This window comes from Serratia sp. K1WW1, assembly GCF_055790865.1.
In genome coordinates this window covers 457,943-477,346 of the sequence record NZ_CM147697.1, presented here as the reverse complement: position 1 = coordinate 477,346, position 19,404 = coordinate 457,943, and the positions used below count along the sequence as shown (strand labels likewise).

Genomic DNA, 19,404 nt, shown 5'->3' with positions numbered 1-19,404 from the left:
GAAAAAAGTCTACGCCTAAAAGCCAGCTGTCTATAATATGCAGTTTGATTATTATCTGGAGTTGGCGTCCAGCGCCTTTCCCAACCTGCGTTAACAGGCAGAATTTGGCTTATGATAAAAAGAGATCAATCTTTAGCGACGCCTTACCTTCAGTTCGATCGCAGCCAGTGGGCCGCGTTACGGGATTCGGTGCCGCTGACGCTGTCAGAAGAAGAGATTGTTAAACTCAAAGGGATTAACGAAGATCTCTCCTTGGAAGAAGTCGCACAGATCTACTTGCCGCTCTCACGGTTGCTGAACTTCTATATCAGTTCTAACCTGCGTCGCCAGGCAGTTCTGGAGCAATTCCTTGGTACCGATGGCCAACGCATTCCTTATGTGATTGGCATTGCTGGCAGCGTAGCCGTGGGTAAAAGTACCACAGCGCGTTTATTGCAGGCGTTGTTGAGCCGCTGGCCGGAACATCGTAGCGTGGAGCTGATCACCACAGACGGCTTTCTGCACCCGAACAAGGTGCTGAATGAGCGCGGCCTGATGAAGAAAAAAGGATTCCCGCAATCCTACGATATGCATAGCCTGGTGAAATTCGTTTCGGAAGTTAAATCCGGTGCCAAACGTGTTACAGCCCCGGTTTACTCTCACCTGATCTATGACGTCGTACCTGAAGGCAATAAAGTTATCGAACAGCCTGATATTCTGATCCTGGAAGGATTGAATGTTTTACAAAGCGGTATGGACTATCCACACGATCCTCACCGGGTATTTGTTTCCGACTTTGTTGATTTCTCAATCTATGTCGATGCCCCTGGCGATCTATTGCAAAGTTGGTATATCAACCGCTTCCTGAAATTCCGTCAGGGTGCGTTCTCTAATCCAGACTCCTATTTCCATAGCTATGCGCAGTTGCCGGAAACAGAGGCGATCAACATTGCCACTCAGCTGTGGAATGAGATTAATGGATTGAATTTACAGCAGAATATATTACCGACTCGCGAGAGAGCCAGCTTGATTATGACCAAGAGTGCCAATCATGCTGTGGAAAATGTACGGTTACGGAAATAATCGATAGCGTAAGAGAGGCCAATGGCCTCTCTTATTTTAGCTTATTCAGCACTCCGCAAAGATATTTCACCACCAATAAAGGGTTTAATGACTCCTTCCTGTTCAAGCAGCAATGCACCCTGCTGATCAATACCGCGGGCAATACCGAAAATCTGTTGTTCACCAATTAATAGCTTCACCGGACGATCGATAAAATTATCTAATTGACGCCAACGTGAAATAAAGGGTGCTAACCCATCTATTTCAAATTGCCGTAATGAATTTCGTAGTTCATTAAGCAATTTGGCGGCCAATTCATTACGATCGATAGTGATCCCGGCCTCCTGTAGGTTGATCCAGCGCTGATCAATCTGACTGGCGTTGGTTTCGCGCATCGCCATGTTGATACCCGCACCCAGCACCAACTGGGCTGCATCCCCGGTTTTACCGGTCAGCTCAACCAGAATACCGGCCAACTTGCGATCGTTAAGGTATAAATCATTGGGCCACTTCACACGGACCTGTTCTGCACCGAGACGCTGCAACACTTCTGCCATCACGATGCCAATAACCAGGCTCAACCCCATCGCGGCCGCTGGCCCTTGTTCAAGACGCCAGAACATGGATAAATATAGGTTGGCCCCGAAAGGCGAAACCCACTGCCGACCACGTCGCCCACGCCCTGCCTGCTGATACTCGGCTATACAGGCATCACCGGATGTCAGTTCTGCAAGCCTGTCCAACAGATACTGGTTGGTTGAATCAACCACGGGCAACACCGTGACCCGCTTGTCTTCCAGTAAGCCAAGTATACGCTCAGCATCCAGCAAGTTGATCGCCGCAGGTAGGCTATAGCCTTTCCCCGGAACAGTGAACACATCCAAGCCCCACTCCCGGATAGTCTGAATATGCTTGTTAATCGCTGCGCGGCTCATTCCCAATGACTCACCCAAATGTTCGCCAGAGTGGAACTCGCCGTCCGCCAGTAGGGAGATGATCTTCAGTGGTACTGTGGTGTCTCTCATGAAATGACCTCTACGGCATCCAGCTCACCAGTAGCCCCGATAAAACGTACCTCTGGTTCTAACCAGACATCGAATTTCTGCGCGACCGTATTGCGCACATGCCTGGCCAGTGCTACCACATCCTGGCTGCTGGCATTATCGGCATTTACCAACACCAAGGCCTGCTGACGGTGCACCGCTGCGCCACCGATCTGATGCCCCTTGAGTGAACACTGATCGATCAGCCAACCGGCAGCCAACTTTTCTTGTCCGTCCGGCTGCGGATAATGTGGCATTGCAGGATATTGGGCTAATAACGCTTTAGCGGCTTCCCCGCTCACCAGGGGATTTTTAAAGAAGCTGCCTGCATTGCCGGTAATACGTGGATCTGGCAGCTTGCTGCGCCGCATGGCGCATACCGCGTCAAATACCTGCTGCGGCGTTACCGTCTTGGGATCCAGCTTGGCAAGGTCGCCGTAGTTCAGCAACGGACTCCACTGTTTGCTAAGCCGTAAACCAACGCCCACAATCACGAAGCCTTGCTTAAGCTCATGCTTAAAAACGCTTTCCCGGTAACCAAACTGGCAGCGTTCAGGATCCATACGATCGATTTCACCCGTAGTCAGGTTCAGCAGGTCGACATACTCACAGACCTGTTTGAGCTCAATGCCGTAAGCCCCAATATTCTGGATCGGCGCCGAACCGACCAAACCCGGGATCAATGCCAGATTTTCCAGCCCGGGGATGCCACGCTCGAGCATCTGGCTAACCAGATGGTGCCAATTCTCTCCGGCGCTGACATGCAGATGCCAGGCGTCCTGCTCTTCCCTGACGGTGATACCTTTTAACTGGTTAATCATGACCGTACCGGCAAAATCCTCCAGGAACAGGACGTTGCTCCCTTCACCGAGTACCAGCAGTGGCTGTTGGCGCTTTTGCGCTTGCTGCCATGCTTTAATCATCATTTCAATTTCTTCGGCAATGACTAAATGCGCTGCGTTGACCGGGAGCGCAAAAGTATTGTGATTTTTTAATGACGCGCTTTCAGTAGACATGATTTAAATACTCTGACGGAACAAATTATCATCTAGTCTACTCGATCCACCGCGCATGGCTATTATTTGTTTTTACTCACTGGTAATTTCTTGTTAGCTAATAACCTCTGACTTCATGGGATATTAAAAATATCCTTGTAAATCATAACAATATGATAATTCTATTATCTTGATTCAAGCACAAGTCTGAGTTATATAAAATCTATCAGCATTAATGATATGTATGAATTAGCCTGGCGGGTTTGGAACTAAAAATTTCATGAATATTTCCAGGTGGGAACCCGGTTATATTTAATCGTTTACCTATGCGGAGATAATTCGGGATAGCCGAGTGATACCATCCCCTCACCCTAACCCTCTCCCACAGGGAGAGGGGACCGATCGAGTCCGCTGGTATTCCTCAGAACTTCTTATCTTTCTGATTACTCATCACTGCCGAAACGGCATGGGTTCATCAAAGGTTCCGACTTGCCGAAGCCGCACTCACTCATCCACGACGCCGGACTGCTCCCTCTCCCCCGCACGGGTGTTCAGTTGTTCTCAGCTGGTACTCTGGGAGAGGGTGGGGGTGAGGGGCATTTCTGTTTCCGACACATAGCAAAAAGGCCATCCTTGCGGATGGCCTCTTGGCTTATTTGATGCCTGGCAGTGTCCTACTCTCGCATGGGGAGACCCCACACTACCATCGGCGCTACGGCGTTTCACTTCTGAGTTCGGCATGGGGTCAGGTGGGACCACCGCGCTATTGCCGCCAGGCAAATTCTGTTTCATTCCAACCGCTTCACTCTCGTGTCGCCATCGAAACCAATCTCGGAACCCGCTGAAAATCTACTTCAATCTCTCTAAAACACCTTTGGTGTTGTAAGGTTAAGCCTCACGGATCATTAGTACTGGTTAGCTCAATGCATCGCTGCACTTACACACCCAGCCTATCAACGTCTTAGTCTTAAACGTTCCTTCAGGGACCTTAAAGGCCCAGGGAAGACTCATCTCGAGGCAAGTTTCGCGCTTAGATGCTTTCAGCGCTTATCTTTTCCGCACTTAGCTACCGGGCAGTGCCATTGGCATGACAACCCGAACACCAGTGGTGCGTTCACTCCGGTCCTCTCGTACTAGGAGCAACCCCTCTCAATCTTCCAACGCCCACGGCAGATAGGGACCGAACTGTCTCACGACGTTCTAAACCCAGCTCGCGTACCACTTTAAATGGCGAACAGCCATACCCTTGGGACCTACTTCAGCCCCAGGATGTGATGAGCCGACATCGAGGTGCCAAACACCGCCGTCGATATGAACTCTTGGGCGGTATCAGCCTGTTATCCCCGGAGTACCTTTTATCCGTTGAGCGATGGCCCTTCCATTCAGAACCACCGGATCACTAAGACCTACTTTCGTACCTGCTCGAGCCGTCACTCTCGCAGTCAAGCTAGCTTATGCCTTTGCACTAACCTCACGATGTCCGACCGTGATTAGCTAACCTTCGTGCTCCTCCGTTACTCTTTGGGAGGAGACCGCCCCAGTCAAACTACCCACCAGACACTGTCCTCACCCCAGATTATGGGGCCGAGTTAGAACATCAAACATTAAAGGGTGGTATTTCAAGGTTGGCTCCATGCAGACTGGCGTCCACACTTCAAAGCCTCCCACCTATCCTACACATCAAGGCTCAATGTTCAGTGTCAAGCTATAGTAAAGGTTCACGGGGTCTTTCCGTCTTGCCGCGGGTACACTGCATCTTCACAGCGAGTTCAATTTCACTGAGTCTCGGGTGGAGACAGCCTGGCCATCATTACGCCATTCGTGCAGGTCGGAACTTACCCGACAAGGAATTTCGCTACCTTAGGACCGTTATAGTTACGGCCGCCGTTTACTGGGGCTTCGATCAAGAGCTTCGCCTTGCGGCTGACCCCATCAATTAACCTTCCAGCACCGGGCAGGCGTCACACCGTATACGTCCACTTTCGTGTTTGCACAGTGCTGTGTTTTTATTAAACAGTTGCAGCCAGCTGGTATCTGCGACTGGCTTCAGCTCCGAGAGCAAGTCTCTTCACCTACGCGCCAGCGTGCCTTCTCCCGAAGTTACGGCACCATTTTGCCTAGTTCCTTCACCCGAGTTCTCTCAAGCGCCTGGGTATTCTCTACCTGACCACCTGTGTCGGTTTGGGGTACGATTTGATGTTACCTGATGCTTAGAGGCTTTTCCTGGAAGCAGGGCATCAACTACTTCTGCACCGTAGTGCATCGTCATCACGCCTCAGGGTTGATAAGTAACCGGATTTACCAGGTCACTCCCCCTACACGCTTAAACCGGGACAACCGTCGCCCGGCTAGCCTAGCCTTCTCCGTCCCCCCTTCGCAGTAACACCGAGTACAGGAATATTAACCTGTTTCCCATCGACTACGCCTTTCGGCCTCGCCTTAGGGGTCGACTCACCCTGCCCCGATTAACGTTGGACAGGAACCCTTGGTCTTCCGGCGAGCGGGTTTTTCACCCGCTTTATCGTTACTTATGTCAGCATTCGCACTTCTGATACCTCCAGCAAACCTCACAGTTCACCTTCAACGGCTTACAGAACGCTCCCCTACCCAACAACGCCTAAGCGTCGCTGCCGCAGCTTCGGTGCATGGTTTAGCCCCGTTACATCTTCCGCGCAGGCCGACTCGACCAGTGAGCTATTACGCTTTCTTTAAATGATGGCTGCTTCTAAGCCAACATCCTGGCTGTCTATGCCTTCCCACATCGTTTCCCACTTAACCATGACTTTGGGACCTTAGCTGGCGGTCTGGGTTGTTTCCCTCTTCACGACGGACGTTAGCACCCGCCGTGTGTCTCCCGTGATAACATTCTTCGGTATTCGGAGTTTGCATCGGTTTGGTAAGCCGGGATGGCCCCCTAGCCGAAACAGTGCTCTACCCCCGAAGATGAGTTCACGAGGCGCTACCTAAATAGCTTTCGGGGAGAACCAGCTATCTCCCGGTTTGATTGGCCTTTCACCCCCAGCCACAAGTCATCCGCTAATTTTTCAACATTAGTCGGTTCGGTCCTCCAGTTAGTGTTACCCAACCTTCAACCTGCCCATGGCTAGATCACCGGGTTTCGGGTCTATACCTTGCAACTATTCGCCCAGTTAAGACTCGGTTTCCCTACGGCTCCCCTATACGGTTAACCTTGCTACAAAATATAAGTCGCTGACCCATTATACAAAAGGTACGCAGTCACACCACGAAGGTGCTCCCACTGCTTGTACGTACACGGTTTCAGGTTCTATTTCACTCCCCTCGCCGGGGTTCTTTTCGCCTTTCCCTCACGGTACTGGTTCACTATCGGTCAGTCAGGAGTATTTAGCCTTGGAGGATGGTCCCCCCATATTCAGACAGGATGTCACGTGTCCCGCCCTACTCATCGAACTCACAGTTAATGCATTTTAGTGTACGGGGCTATCACCCTTTGCTGCGCGACTTTCCAGACGCTTCCACTAACACAAGAACTGATTCAGGTTCTGGGCTGTTCCCCGTTCGCTCGCCGCTACTAGGGGAATCTCGGTTGATTTCTTTTCCTCGGGGTACTTAGATGTTTCAGTTCCCCCGGTTCGCCTCGTATGGCTATGTATTCACCATACGATAGTGTGTCGAAACACACTGGGTTTCCCCATTCGGGTATTGCCGGTTATAACGGTTCATATCACCTTACCGACACTTTTCGCAGATTAGCACGCCCTTCATCGCCTCTGACTGCCTAGGCATCCACCGTGTACGCTTAGTCACTTAACCTCACAACCCGAAGGTGTTTCTGTAAACAGAGACACTGTCGCGCTGTTTATTTGAGAGACTCTATGACAGGTTAATCCTTACCCCAATAGTTCTACGGAGGGATAAGTTTCAGCTGTCATGTTTCAATTTTCAGCTTGTTCCAGATTGTTAAAGAGCAATATCTTAAACACGACTCGCAAGAGTCATCTTTAAGATAATCAGTCACGAATGACCGGTGATAATGTCTTTCACTCATTATCGGATGGCGTCCCCAAGGGGATTCGAACCCCTGTTACAGCCGTGAAAGGGCAGTGTCCTAGGCCTCTAGACGATGGGGACACAAAATCCGATTAAACCCAGGGTTTAATCGTTTCTCGTATCAGCATGAGTCCAGAAGACTCATTACATCAACAGGTAGCGCTTTGCTCATTACTTTTCATCAGACAATCTGTGTGGACACTGCACTCAACTGCATATCTTTAGGTAAGGAGGTGATCCAACCGCAGGTTCCCCTACGGTTACCTTGTTACGACTTCACCCCAGTCATGAATCACAAAGTGGTAAGCGCCCTCCCGAAGGTTAAGCTACCTACTTCTTTTGCAACCCACTCCCATGGTGTGACGGGCGGTGTGTACAAGGCCCGGGAACGTATTCACCGTAGCATTCTGATCTACGATTACTAGCGATTCCGACTTCACGGAGTCGAGTTGCAGACTCCGATCCGGACTACGACATACTTTATGAGGTCCGCTTGCTCTCGCGAGTTCGCTTCTCTTTGTATATGCCATTGTAGCACGTGTGTAGCCCTACTCGTAAGGGCCATGATGACTTGACGTCATCCCCACCTTCCTCCGGTTTATCACCGGCAGTCTCCTTTGAGTTCCCGCCATTACGCGCTGGCAACAAAGGATAAGGGTTGCGCTCGTTGCGGGACTTAACCCAACATTTCACAACACGAGCTGACGACAGCCATGCAGCACCTGTCTCACAGTTCCCGAAGGCACCAATCCATCTCTGGAAAGTTCTGTGGATGTCAAGAGTAGGTAAGGTTCTTCGCGTTGCATCGAATTAAACCACATGCTCCACCGCTTGTGCGGGCCCCCGTCAATTCATTTGAGTTTTAACCTTGCGGCCGTACTCCCCAGGCGGTCGACTTAACGCGTTAGCTCCGGAAGCCACGCCTCAAGGGCACAACCTCCAAGTCGACATCGTTTACAGCGTGGACTACCAGGGTATCTAATCCTGTTTGCTCCCCACGCTTTCGCACCTGAGCGTCAGTCTTTGTCCAGGGGGCCGCCTTCGCCACCGGTATTCCTCCAGATCTCTACGCATTTCACCGCTACACCTGGAATTCTACCCCCCTCTACAAGACTCTAGCTTGCCAGTTTCAAATGCAGTTCCCAAGTTAAGCTCGGGGATTTCACATCTGACTTAACAAACCGCCTGCGTGCGCTTTACGCCCAGTAATTCCGATTAACGCTTGCACCCTCCGTATTACCGCGGCTGCTGGCACGGAGTTAGCCGGTGCTTCTTCTGCGAGTAACGTCAATCCAACAGCGTATTAAGCTATTGGCCTTCCTCCTCGCTGAAAGTGCTTTACAACCCGAAGGCCTTCTTCACACACGCGGCATGGCTGCATCAGGCTTGCGCCCATTGTGCAATATTCCCCACTGCTGCCTCCCGTAGGAGTCTGGACCGTGTCTCAGTTCCAGTGTGGCTGGTCATCCTCTCAGACCAGCTAGGGATCGTCGCCTAGGTGAGCCATTACCTCACCTACTAGCTAATCCCATCTGGGCACATCCGATGGTGTGAGGCCCGAAGGTCCCCCACTTTGGTCCGAAGACGTTATGCGGTATTAGCTACCGTTTCCAGTAGTTATCCCCCTCCATCGGGCAGTTTCCCAGACATTACTCACCCGTCCGCCGCTCGTCACCCAGGAGCAAGCTCCCTGTGCTACCGCTCGACTTGCATGTGTTAGGCCTGCCGCCAGCGTTCAATCTGAGCCATGATCAAACTCTTCAATTAAAAGCTTGATTTGCTTCAACTCGTGAAGCGATGCTCGAAAATTAACTTTCGTAATAATTCATTCGCATGAATTACTGCTTGGTCACTCTTCAAGACTTGATATTTTTTTGCTACCGAAGTAGCTGGATATCGTCTTGTGAGTGCCCACACAGATTGTCTGATAAATTGTTAAAGAGCGTTCGTTACCGTGAAGTTTCTCGGTAACGCGGGAGGTGCATATTACGCTTTCCCGCTGAAGAGTCAACCTTTTTCTCTTACGAGACACGGTGTTTTCACCGGGTTGCTTCTTCCTGGCTGGGCGACTGGTTCTCGTTAGAGGAGTCGTTGTTCCCGGTCAGTGGAGGCGCATTATAGGGAGTTCTCAGAAGGGCGCAACCCCTAAATTCAAAAAACTTTTCAAGCGCGGCTTTTTTCGGCAAAACGCTGCACAAGGCAGCATTTCTATCACTTTTCGTACTGGATGCGGCTGAATTCCTGGGAAAAACGGTCCACCTGCTGCCAATCTGTATATTCCACTTCTTTACTGGTATCCGTCTCTCCCCCGGTCATTTTCATGATAAAGCGGATCATGACGCGATCGAACCAGCGGTAACGCGGATAACGCAGCGCACCGGCAAACACGGCGCACTGTTTCGGCTGCCAAGGTGATGACAATAAGAACTTGCGGGTGTAGGCGTTGGTTTGCGGCGAACGCTTTTCCGGTTTGCGTGCCGTCAGGTTAACCGCGAAGAACGCGCTAGGCATCTGATTCAACTGATCAGCGTGGCGCTTCACAAATCGGTGTAATGCCGTATTAAAATGCCCGTAGCGTATCGAAGCCCCTATAAGTACCTGTTGGTACTGCCCAAGCTCGATATGCTCAGCCTGCTGCAGATCGATAACGTCGCAGTTCAAGGTATCCTGCAACTGGTTAGCTATATAAGCAGCTATAGAGTGCGTTTGTCCGTCACGGCCAGAATAGAGAATCAGTGCCTTCATGGCGTTACTCCTCGTAGATACATTTATTCACGCCAGAAAGTCGGTGTGAAGAGAACCAGCAGCGTAAACACTTCCAAACGGCCAAACAGCATGGTCAAGACCAGAACCCACTTTGCCGGTGGCGGCATGGTGGTAAAGTTATCGGCGACAACGCCGAGGCCCGGCCCCAGATTGTTAAGCGTAGCCGTTACCGCGGCAAAGGCCGAGAACTCGTCCACGCCAGTGGCGATAATGGCCAGCATGCTGACGATAAATACCAATGCATAAGCGGAGAAGAACCCCCACACCGCTTCAAGAATACGCTCCGGCAACGCGCGGTTGCCTAACTTGATGGTGTAAACCGCATTTGGATGCACCAACCGCTTCAACTCACGCGACCCTTGTAGGTACAGCAGCAGGATGCGGATCACTTTCAAGCCACCGCCCGTTGAACCCGCGCAGCCACCGATAAAGGCAGAACAGAGCAGGAGCATTGGTAAGAACAGTGGCCATTTGGCGATGCTGTCGGTGGTAAACCCTGCGGTGGTTGCCATCGACACCACCTGGAAGAAAGCCTGATTAAGCGTTTCCATGCCGCTTCTATATATACCGTGCCACCACAGCACCACGGTACATACCGCCACCAGCGTGAACTGCACGGCGATAAACATGCGAAATTCCGGATCGCGCCAGTACACTTTCAAGCTGCGCCCGCTGAGCAAGGCAAAGTGCAGGCCGTAGTTACAACCGGAGATCAGCAGGAAAACCGCGATGATGGTGTTGATGGCTGGGCTGGCAAAGTAACCCACGCTGGCATCATGCGTTGAGAAGCCCCCAATGGCGATAGTTGAGAAGCTATGGCCGATAGCATCAAACACCGACATTCCGGCGCCCCATAATGCCAGCGCGCAGGCGATGGTCAGCAGTACGTAAATCAGCCACAAGGTCTTGGCCGTTTCGGCAATACGCGGGCGCATTTTGTTGTCTTTCAATGGGCCGGGCATTTCCGCACGGTATAGCTGCATCCCCCCTACGCCAAGGATAGGCAGTATGGCGACGGCCAGCACGATGATCCCCATCCCCCCCATCCATTGCAGCATCTGGCGGTAGAATAAGATGGCTTTAGGCAAGGAGTCTAACCCGACCAAGGTGGTGGCACCGGTGGTGGTTAAACCCGAGAAGGATTCGAAAAAGGCGTCCGTCAGGGAGAGATTGGGCCGTTCGGAAAACAGGAAAGGCAATGCCCCCACGCTGCCCAGCACGGTCCAGAACAACACCACAATCAGGAAACCTTCACGCGGCTTTAATTCATGCTTCTGCTTACGGTTTGGCCACCACAGCATCAAGCCAATGGTCACAGCTACAAAGAAGGTCTGGCTGAATGCCCGCCCCGCTCCGTCGCGGTATATCAATGCCACCAGGCCAGGGATAAACATTGTCCCGGAAAACAGGATAACCAGCAGGCCCACAATACGGGTTATGGCGCGAAAATGCATTTCAGCACGATCCTTAACAATTCAGTTGGTGGGAATTATTGCGATATAGGGACTAATTGCAAACTTCCGCGGCTGAGATCGCGTAATTTATTCCCGAATGCCTCAGTACCCGTGGCCGGTAGCGCCAGATGTAACACCACGGCAGCACCGTAATCCCCATGCATAATCCGCCCTTCACTAAGCTGTAGCAAATTCTCTACCATTGCCAGCTGAGCATAGTCGCACCGCAAAGTATATTCGAGCTGCGGCACCTTATAGCTGACAACCAACTGCTTGAGCGCCTGTTGTACACCGCTACCGTAAGCCCGCACCAGGCCACCGGTACCCAGCTTGATCCCACCATAGTAGCGAACTACCACCGCGGTTATTTCACCGATCCCACTGCCCATTAGCTGGCTCAGGATAGGTTTGCCCGCAGTGCCGGAGGGTTCACCGTCATCGGAAAACCCCAACTGCTGCGAATCATTCGGTGCACCGGCAACAAAAGCCCAGCAATGGTGCCGGGCCGTTGGATGCTCGTCACGCACCTGCTGGATAAAGGCTTTTGCCGCCTCAACTCCGCAGGTGGGTGCCAGCAGAGTGATGAAACGGCTTTTCTTTATCTCTTCACTGACGCTGATGACAGCGCCAGGAATGGGGTAAGGCTGCATCAGGCCAGGTTCAGATCGCGCGTCATATTCTCAATACGCTTTTCGTGGATCACGATATTGTCCTCAATACGGATACCGCCGTAAGGTTTCAGCGCGTCGATACGATCCCAGGCAAAGTGTTTACTGAACTCGCCACTACGCCAAGGAGCCAACAGGGACTCAATGAAATACAGGCCCGGCTCAATGGTCAGCACCATGCCTGGTTGCATGACACGGGTGCAGCGCAGGAAGGGATATTTTGCGGGTGCTGCCAGATGAGTACCATTTTCATCCTGCATAAACCCGGCGGCATCATGCACCTGCAAACCAAGCGGGTGGCCTAAGCCGTGCGGCAGGAATGGACAGGTGATGCCTTGTTCGACCATCGCTTCTTCGCTGATGCCCGTTACCAGCTTATGATTTTTCAACAGTTTGGCGATACGTTGATGCATCTGTACATGGTAATCCGTGTAGCGCACCCCGGCTTTGATGGTATCTATCAGCGCAAGCTGTTCACTGTTGAGGTCTTTCACCAGATGGGCGAATGCATTGTCGCTCTGAGCCGCATAGGTGCGAGTCAGGTCGGCAGCGTAGCCGTTGTATTCCGCCCCTGCATCGATCAGGAAGCTGCGGGATTCGGCAGGAGGTTGATGATCCAGCTTGGTGTAATGCAGCACCGCCGCATGCTCATTCAGGGCCACGATATTATCGTAAGGCACGTCCGTATCACGATGGCCAGTGGCGGTCAGATAGGCCAGGTTGATATCGAACTCGCTCATACCGGACTGGAAGGCCTCTTGAGCGGCACGGTGCCCCATCACGGCCGTTTTCTGCGCTTCGCGCATGCAGGCCAGTTCATAACCGGTTTTGATCGAGCGACGGAAATCGAGGAAATTCAACACCGCTTGCGGATTGATGTGCTCGGCCGCAATGCCAAGAGAGAGGGCCCGCTGTTGTGCATAGCCGATATAGCCTACACGCTCGCGCTGCTGCGGCAGTTGGCTGGCGATATCATCGGCATTAGTCAGCGGCAACAGTTCAATGGATTTGGTCCAGAAGCTGTTGGGTAGCGGTTCAACGCTATGCCAGTAATCCACCGGGGAATAGAACCACAGCTTGGGTTTGTTAACGCCGTCCACCCACAACCAGCAGTTCGGCACCGACGTTACCGGCACCCACGCCTTGAAGTTGGCGTTCACTTTAAACGGGTAGCTATGGTCGTCCAGAAAGACCCGTTGCAGCTCGCCTGAGTGGATCAGCAATGCATCCAGATTGTTGCGCTCTAATACTTCACGAGCTCGTTGTTGCAGTGTTGCCAAGTGGTCGTTATACAAAGAAGCCAGCGTTTCCATCACAGTACCCTTATGCCCTCAGAACGGAATGAGCCATCTTAACACACAGATCCCACGCTCCAACCCCATCACCTCCTGCATGAGGTGTGCTTCGCAAACCGCTGCAAACAGATTACATCCCCGGGCGACTTGGCCGCTACGCACCAAAGTTTCTCGCTCAGGGGTGAAAAATAACTTGATTGGGTATCAAGCAATTAGCCATTCCCCCTGTGATCCGGTTTGCAAATATGCAATCTATTATTTGCAATTTATTAACATAAAAACCACACTCGTCATCATCTGGTCATACCAGATCATCTGCGCTGATTCAGGAGATCGACATGCTCTACCAAGGCGAAACATTACAAGTACACTGGCTCGACAACGGCATCGCCGAGTTGGTGTTCAACGCACCAGGCCCGATCAACAAGCTGGATACCAGCACCGTTGCCAGCCTGGGTGCCGCACTCGAGGTGCTGGAACAGCAAACCGAGTTGAAAGGGCTGCTGCTGCGCTCTGCCAAATCCGCATTCATCGTGGGTGCCGACATCACCGAGTTCCTCTCGCTGTTTGCCGCACCGGCTGAAAAGCTGCATGAATGGCTGGTGTTTGCCAATACCATCTTTAACCGGCTGGAAGATTTGCCGGTGCCAACTATCTCCGCCATTAACGGTTACGCGTTAGGCGGCGGCTGCGAATGCATCCTGGCGACCGATTTCCGTATCGCCTCTCCGGACGCACGCATCGGTCTGCCGGAAACCAAACTGGGCATCATGCCAGGATTCGGGGGTTCCGTACGTCTGCCACGCCTGCTGGGTAACGACAGCGCGCTGGAAATCATTGCCGCCGGGAAAGATATCGGCGCGAAAGACGCGCTGAAAATCGGCCTGGTCGATGCCGTGGTCGCACCGGAGAAACTGGTGGAAGCCGCGCTGAAAGTACTGCAACAGGCGATCGACGGCCAACTTGACTGGCGCGCCTACCGTCAGCCGAAGCTGGAGCCGCTGAAACTGAGCCCAATCGAAGCAGCAATGAGTTTCACCACTGCCAAAGGCATGGTGATGCAAACTGCCGGGAAACATTATCCTGCGCCGATGACCGCGGTAAAAACCATCGAAGCCGCCGCCAAGCTTGGCCGTGACGAAGCGTTGAAACTGGAAACCGCCAGCTTTGTGCCTTTGGCCCGCTCTAACGAAGCGCGCGCCCTGGTGGGCATTTTCCTCAACGATCAGTTCGTGAAAGGCCAGGCGAAAAAATTGGCCAAGAACGTTGAAGCTCCGAAACAGGCTGCCGTTCTGGGTGCCGGGATTATGGGGGGCGGCATCGCCTACCAATCCGCGCTGAAAGGTGTACCGGTGATCATGAAGGACATCAGCGACAAATCCCTGACTCTCGGCATGAATGAAGCGGCCAAGCTGCTGAATAAACAGCTGGAGCGCGGCAAACTGGATGGCCTGAAGATGGCACAGGTGCTGTCAACCATCCAGCCAACGCTGGACTATGCCGGTATCGAACGCGCCCAACTGATTGTTGAGGCCGTAGTTGAAAATCCTAAGGTAAAAGCGGCGGTGTTGTCTGAAGTGGAAGCCCTGATCGGCGAAGATACCGTACTGGCCTCCAATACCTCAACCATCCCGATCAATCACCTGGCAAAATCGTTGAAGCGCCCGCAAAACTTCTGCGGTATGCATTTCTTCAACCCGGTGCACCGTATGCCGTTGGTTGAGATAATCCGCGGTGAACACACCAGCGACAGCACCATCGCCGCCGTGGTGGCCTACGCCACCCGCATGGGCAAAACGCCGATCGTGGTCAATGATTGCCCTGGGTTCTTCGTTAACCGCGTGCTGTTCCCGTATTTTGCCGGGTTCAGTCAACTACTGCGCGACGGCGCCGACTTCCGTCAGATCGACAAAGTGATGGAGAAACAGTTTGGCTGGCCGATGGGCCCGGCGTATCTGTTGGATGTAGTCGGTATTGATACCGCGCACCATGCCCAGGCGGTGATGGCCAACGGTTTCCCTGAACGCATGAGTAAAAATTACCGCGATGCGATCGACGTGATGTTCGATAACCAACGCTTCGGCCAGAAAAACCAGCTGGGCTTCTACCGCTACAGCCAGGATAGCAAAGGCAAGCCGCGTAAAGATAACGACGAGCAAACCGACACTCTGCTGGCAACCGTGAGCGCGTCGGCACAGACCTTCAGCAGTGAAGAGATCATCGCCCGCATGATGATCCCGATGATCAACGAAGTGGTACGCTGCCTGGAAGAAGGCATTGTGGCCAGCCCGGCAGAAGCGGATATGGCATTGGTTTACGGCATCGGCTTCCCGCCGTTCCACGGTGGCGCATTCCGCTATCTGGATACGCTCGGCACCGCCAATTACGTCGAAATGGCCCAACGTTACGCTAACCTGGGGGCGCTGTATCAAGTGCCAGCCGGCCTGCGTGCCAAGGCGGAACGTAATGAAAGCTACTACCCGGTGGCGACAGCGGCGCTGTCTGATATCTCCACTGGCCAACCGGCATGAGGTTATAAAGATGGAAAACGTAGTTATTGTTGATGCCGTACGTACGCCGATGGGCCGCTCGAAAGGCGGCGCTTTCCGCCAGGTACGCGCGGAAGATCTTTCTGCTCATCTGATGCGTGCCGTGCTGAGCCGTAACCCGGCGCTGAATGCCGCCGAGATTGATGATATTTACTGGGGCTGCGTGCAGCAAACGCTGGAACAAGGCTTCAATATTGCCCGTAACGCCGCGCTGCTGGCCGAGATCCCACATCGTGTGCCAGCGGTAACGGTGAACCGCCTGTGTGGTTCTTCGATGCAGGCCTTGCACGACGCAGCCCGCGCAATCATGGTTGGTGACGCACAGGTCAGCCTGATTGGCGGAGTGGAACATATGGGCCACGTCCCGATGAACCACGGCGTAGACTTCCATCCAGGCCTGAGCCGCACCGTGGCAAAAGCCGCCGGGATGATGGGCCTGACCGCAGAAATGCTGGCCAAAATGCATAATATCAGCCGCGAAATGCAGGATGAATTTGCAGCCCGCTCCCACCAACGTGCCCATGCCGCTACGTTGGCCGGCTATTTCAAAAACGAAATTATCCCCACCACCGGCCATGACGCCGGCGGCGTACTGACTCGTTACGATTATGACGAAGTGATCCGCCCGGAAACCACCGTTGCCAGCCTGGCGGCATTGCGCCCGGCGTTTGACCCGGTCAACGGCACCGTCACCGCAGGCACCTCTTCCGCACTGTCTGACGGCGCTTCCGCCATGCTTATCATGAGCGAATCCCGTGCCAAGTCACTCGGACTGAAGGCTCGTGCCCGCATCCGTTCAATGGCGGTCGTTGGATGCGATCCTTCGATCATGGGCTATGGTCCGGTGCCTGCCAGCAAACTCGCGCTTAAACGCGCCGGTCTGAGCGTGCAGGATATCGATCTGTTTGAATTGAATGAGGCCTTTGCCGCCCAGTCGCTGCCCTGTATTAAAGATCTGGGGCTGCTGGAAAGCATGGACGATAAGATCAACCTTAACGGCGGTGCGATTGCCCTGGGCCACCCATTAGGCTGCTCCGGCTCCCGTATCTCCACCACCCTGCTGAATAATATGGAACGCCGTGACGTGCAGTTTGGTCTGGCCACCATGTGTATCGGCCTGGGTCAAGGGATCGCCACGGTATTTGAACGCGTTTAGCTGTGTCTGATTAGATGCCCCAAAAGGGCATCCCAAAGGTTTTGTTGCCGTACTTCCCGCCTGTCAGGGGCGGGTTTTTTTATGCCTGAAATTCGGTATCAAAAAAAACGGGGCAGCATTTGGCCACCCCGTCTTTAATGCTGCGCGTACAATCAGATAAACGCGAAAGCATCTCCAAACATATGCGCTTCCAGCGCGCCACGCTCGGCACAGAAACGCTCACGGGCAATTTTCGCCATCTCGAAACGACCTGCGATATAGATATCATGCTCCGCCAGCGAGCCAAAATCCTGTAACACGGCGCTCAGCACCGTGCCACTGCGGCCACGCCAGTCGTCTTCCGGCTGTTCAACCACCGGGATAACCTTCAGATTTGGGTATTGCAGTGAAATTGCCTCTAGCTCGCTGAGATCATAAAGATGCTTCAGCTCACGCCCACCCCAGTAAATCGAGATATCACGGTCTGGCTGGCGCTCCAGCGCCGTCAGCAAAATCGAGCGCGCGTAAGAGAACCCGGTACCGCCGGCAATCAACACCAGCGGGCGCTCGCCCTCTTCACGCAGCCAGGCTTCACCATGCGGAATATCTACGGTAATGGCCTGCTCTTTCAGCACCCGATCCATCACCGCCATGGCATACAGGTTCAGTTCAGAAGCACCAATATGCAGCTCGATATAGTCTTGCTGTGCTGGCGTCGAGGCCACTGAGAACGGGCGTTTATCACGCTCATCCATCACGACCATCAGGTATTGCCCTGCTTTGAACGAAAACGGTGCCTCTGGCACCAAACGTACCCGATAAACGGTATCGGTAATGGCCTCTACGGAGGTCACTTTACAGCTCAGGATTGTCATGCGTTCCTCTGTCGGGTCATCACTGGCGCTAGAGCGTCGGTTCTCGGTCACTGAATATGGCGAGCTCATCCCAGATGTCGTCGATGCGCGCACGCACTTTCTCATCCATCTTGATCGGACGGCCCCACTCTCGTTGGGTTTCTCCCGGCCATTTATTGGTGGCATCCAGGCCCATCTTCGATCCCAGTCCGGAAACCGGCGAGGCGAAGTCCAGGTAATCAATCGGCGTATTCTCCACTAAAACGGTATCCCTTGCCGGATCCATTCGAGTGGTGATCGCCCAAATTACGTCATTCCAGTCACGCGCATTCACGTCGTCATCGCATACGATGACAAACTTGGTATACATAAATTGGCGTAGGAAAGACCAGACCCCCATCATTACGCGTTTGGCGTGCCCTGCGTACTGTTTTTTGATGGTCACCACCGCCAGGCGATAGGAACACCCTTCCGGCGGCAGGTAGAAATCGACGATTTCCGGGAACTGTTTTTGCAGGATCGGCACGAACACTTCGTTCAGCGCCACTCCCATCACCGCAGGTTCATCCGGCGGGCGACCAGTATAGGTCGAGTGATAAATCGCGTTGCGCCGTTGGGTAATATGGGTCACGGTAAAGACGGGGAAGTGGTCGATCTCGTTATAGTAACCGGTGTGATCGCCATACGGGCCTTCCGGTGCCAGTTCCCCTTGCTCGATATAGCCTTCCAGCACAATTTCCGCGCTGGCGGGAACCTCGAGATCGCAGGACAGACATTTGACCACTTCGGTCTTGTTGCCACGCAATAGCCCGGCAAAGGCATATTCGGACAGGTTATCCGGCACCGGCGTCACCGCGCCCAAAATGGTGGCAGGATCGGCCCCCAGCGCAACGGCAACCGGAAAACGTTCACCCGGATGTGCCTGACACCACTCCTGATAATCTAGCGCGCCACCACGGTGCGAAAGCCAGCGCATAATCAGCTTGTTCTTGCCCAACACCTGCTGGCGATAGATACCCAGATTCTGGCGCTCTTTGTGCGGGCCACGGGTAACCGTCAGCCCCCAGGTGACCAGCGGGGCGGCATCTTCCGGCCAGCAGTGCATCACCGGAATACGGCCGAGATCGACATCTTCCCCTTGCCACACCTGCTCTTGGCACGGGGCAGAGCCCAGCACCTTGGTCGGCATATTCAGCACTTGCTTGAATTTGGGGACCTTGTCGAACAGATCGCGAAAGCCCTTCGGTGGCTCCGGCTCTTTGAGGAACGCCAACAGCTTGCCCACTTCGCGCAGCGCACTGACGTCTTCCTGCCCCATCCCCATCGCCACCCGCTTGGGCGTGCCGAACAGGTTACAGAGCACCGGCATATCGTAGCCTTTCGGATTTTCGAACAGCAACGCCGGGCCGCCTGCTCGCAGCGTACGATCGGCAATTTCTGTCATTTCCAGATAGGGATCAATCGGCTGGCTGATGCGTTTTAGTTCCCCTCTCTTTTCCAGCAACGAGAGGAAATCGCGTAGGTCACGGTATTTCATGCAAGCCATTACACCATTGATTTATAGAAGATTTAAAC

The 19,404-nt window shown here is 53.3% G+C and carries 11 protein-coding genes, 1 tRNA gene and 3 rRNA genes; 3 read left to right on the top strand and 12 right to left on the bottom strand.

All coding sequences use genetic code 11. The annotated features are described in order from the left end of the window. Positions 1-111: 111 nt before the first annotated feature. Positions 112-1,062, top strand: coding sequence for a type I pantothenate kinase (coaA, locus tag ACX9GU_RS02190; protein WP_209524246.1), 951 nt, complete (start codon positions 112-114; stop codon positions 1,060-1,062). 41 nt (positions 1,063-1,103) lie between these two features. On the opposite strand, the gene birA is transcribed toward coaA, so the two are convergent. The 10 genes from birA to pepQ form a co-directional block, all read right to left on the bottom strand. Further along, a complete protein-coding gene (gene birA / locus ACX9GU_RS02185; RefSeq protein WP_473193726.1) occupies positions 1,104-2,066 on the bottom strand; it encodes a bifunctional biotin--[acetyl-CoA-carboxylase] ligase/biotin operon repressor BirA in 963 nt (320 codons plus the stop codon). Continuing rightward, on the bottom strand, positions 2,063-3,100 hold the full coding sequence (gene murB, locus ACX9GU_RS02180) for a UDP-N-acetylmuramate dehydrogenase (RefSeq protein ID WP_209524244.1): 1,038 nt from the start codon (positions 3,098-3,100) through the stop codon (positions 2,063-2,065). The genes birA and murB overlap by 4 nt, the downstream gene beginning before the upstream one ends. A 640-nt stretch (positions 3,101-3,740) precedes the next feature. Then, a 5S ribosomal RNA gene (gene rrf / locus ACX9GU_RS02175) occupies positions 3,741-3,856 on the bottom strand. 107 nt (positions 3,857-3,963) lie between these two features. Further along, positions 3,964-6,871: ribosomal RNA gene (locus ACX9GU_RS02170) — 23S ribosomal RNA — on the bottom strand. A 242-nt stretch (positions 6,872-7,113) separates the two neighbouring features. Next, a tRNA-Glu gene (locus ACX9GU_RS02165) sits at positions 7,114-7,189 on the bottom strand. Positions 7,190-7,334: 145 nt separating this feature from the next. Then, positions 7,335-8,875, bottom strand: a 16S ribosomal RNA gene (locus ACX9GU_RS02160). The 16S, 23S and 5S rRNA genes sit together here with 1 tRNA gene alongside, the layout of an rRNA operon. A gap of 444 nt (positions 8,876-9,319) precedes the next feature. Next, positions 9,320-9,853, bottom strand: coding sequence for a menaquinone-dependent protoporphyrinogen IX dehydrogenase (hemG, locus tag ACX9GU_RS02155; RefSeq protein ID WP_473193725.1), 534 nt, complete (start codon positions 9,851-9,853; stop codon positions 9,320-9,322). Positions 9,854-9,876: 23 nt separating this feature from the next. After that, a complete protein-coding gene (gene trkH / locus ACX9GU_RS02150) occupies positions 9,877-11,328 on the bottom strand; it encodes a Trk system potassium transporter TrkH (RefSeq protein WP_473193724.1) in 1,452 nt (483 codons plus the stop codon). 35 nt (positions 11,329-11,363) lie between these two features. Then, positions 11,364-11,978 (bottom strand): IMPACT family protein, encoded by a 615-nt coding sequence (locus ACX9GU_RS02145; protein WP_473193723.1) that lies wholly within the window; start codon positions 11,976-11,978, stop codon positions 11,364-11,366. After that, entirely contained in the window at positions 11,978-13,309 is a 1,332-nt protein-coding gene (pepQ, locus tag ACX9GU_RS02140; protein WP_473193722.1) for a Xaa-Pro dipeptidase, read from the bottom strand. Before pepQ ends, ACX9GU_RS02145 begins: the two co-directional genes overlap by 1 nt. A gap of 320 nt (positions 13,310-13,629) precedes the next feature. Here pepQ and fadB point away from each other — a divergent pair, with 320 nt between their 5' ends. Both fadB and fadA read left to right on the top strand, forming a co-directional pair. Next, positions 13,630-15,822 carry a fatty acid oxidation complex subunit alpha FadB gene (fadB, locus tag ACX9GU_RS02135; protein ID WP_473193721.1) on the top strand — a complete coding sequence of 731 codons (2,193 nt, stop codon included), beginning with the start codon at positions 13,630-13,632 and terminating at the stop codon, positions 15,820-15,822. A gap of 10 nt (positions 15,823-15,832) precedes the next feature. Beyond that, positions 15,833-16,996 (top strand): acetyl-CoA C-acyltransferase FadA, encoded by a 1,164-nt coding sequence (fadA, locus tag ACX9GU_RS02130; protein WP_473193720.1) that lies wholly within the window; start codon positions 15,833-15,835, stop codon positions 16,994-16,996. Between the two features lie 152 nt (positions 16,997-17,148). Here the strand turns inward: fadA and fre are convergent, their stop codons facing one another. Beyond that, complete coding sequence (gene fre, locus ACX9GU_RS02125) at positions 17,149-17,850, bottom strand: NAD(P)H-flavin reductase (RefSeq protein ID WP_473193719.1); 702 nt, start codon at positions 17,848-17,850, stop codon at positions 17,149-17,151. A gap of 28 nt (positions 17,851-17,878) precedes the next feature. Continuing rightward, positions 17,879-19,375 carry a 4-hydroxy-3-polyprenylbenzoate decarboxylase gene (gene ubiD / locus ACX9GU_RS02120; protein WP_473193718.1) on the bottom strand — a complete coding sequence of 499 codons (1,497 nt, stop codon included), beginning with the start codon at positions 19,373-19,375 and terminating at the stop codon, positions 17,879-17,881. Positions 19,376-19,404: the final 29 nt, after the last annotated feature.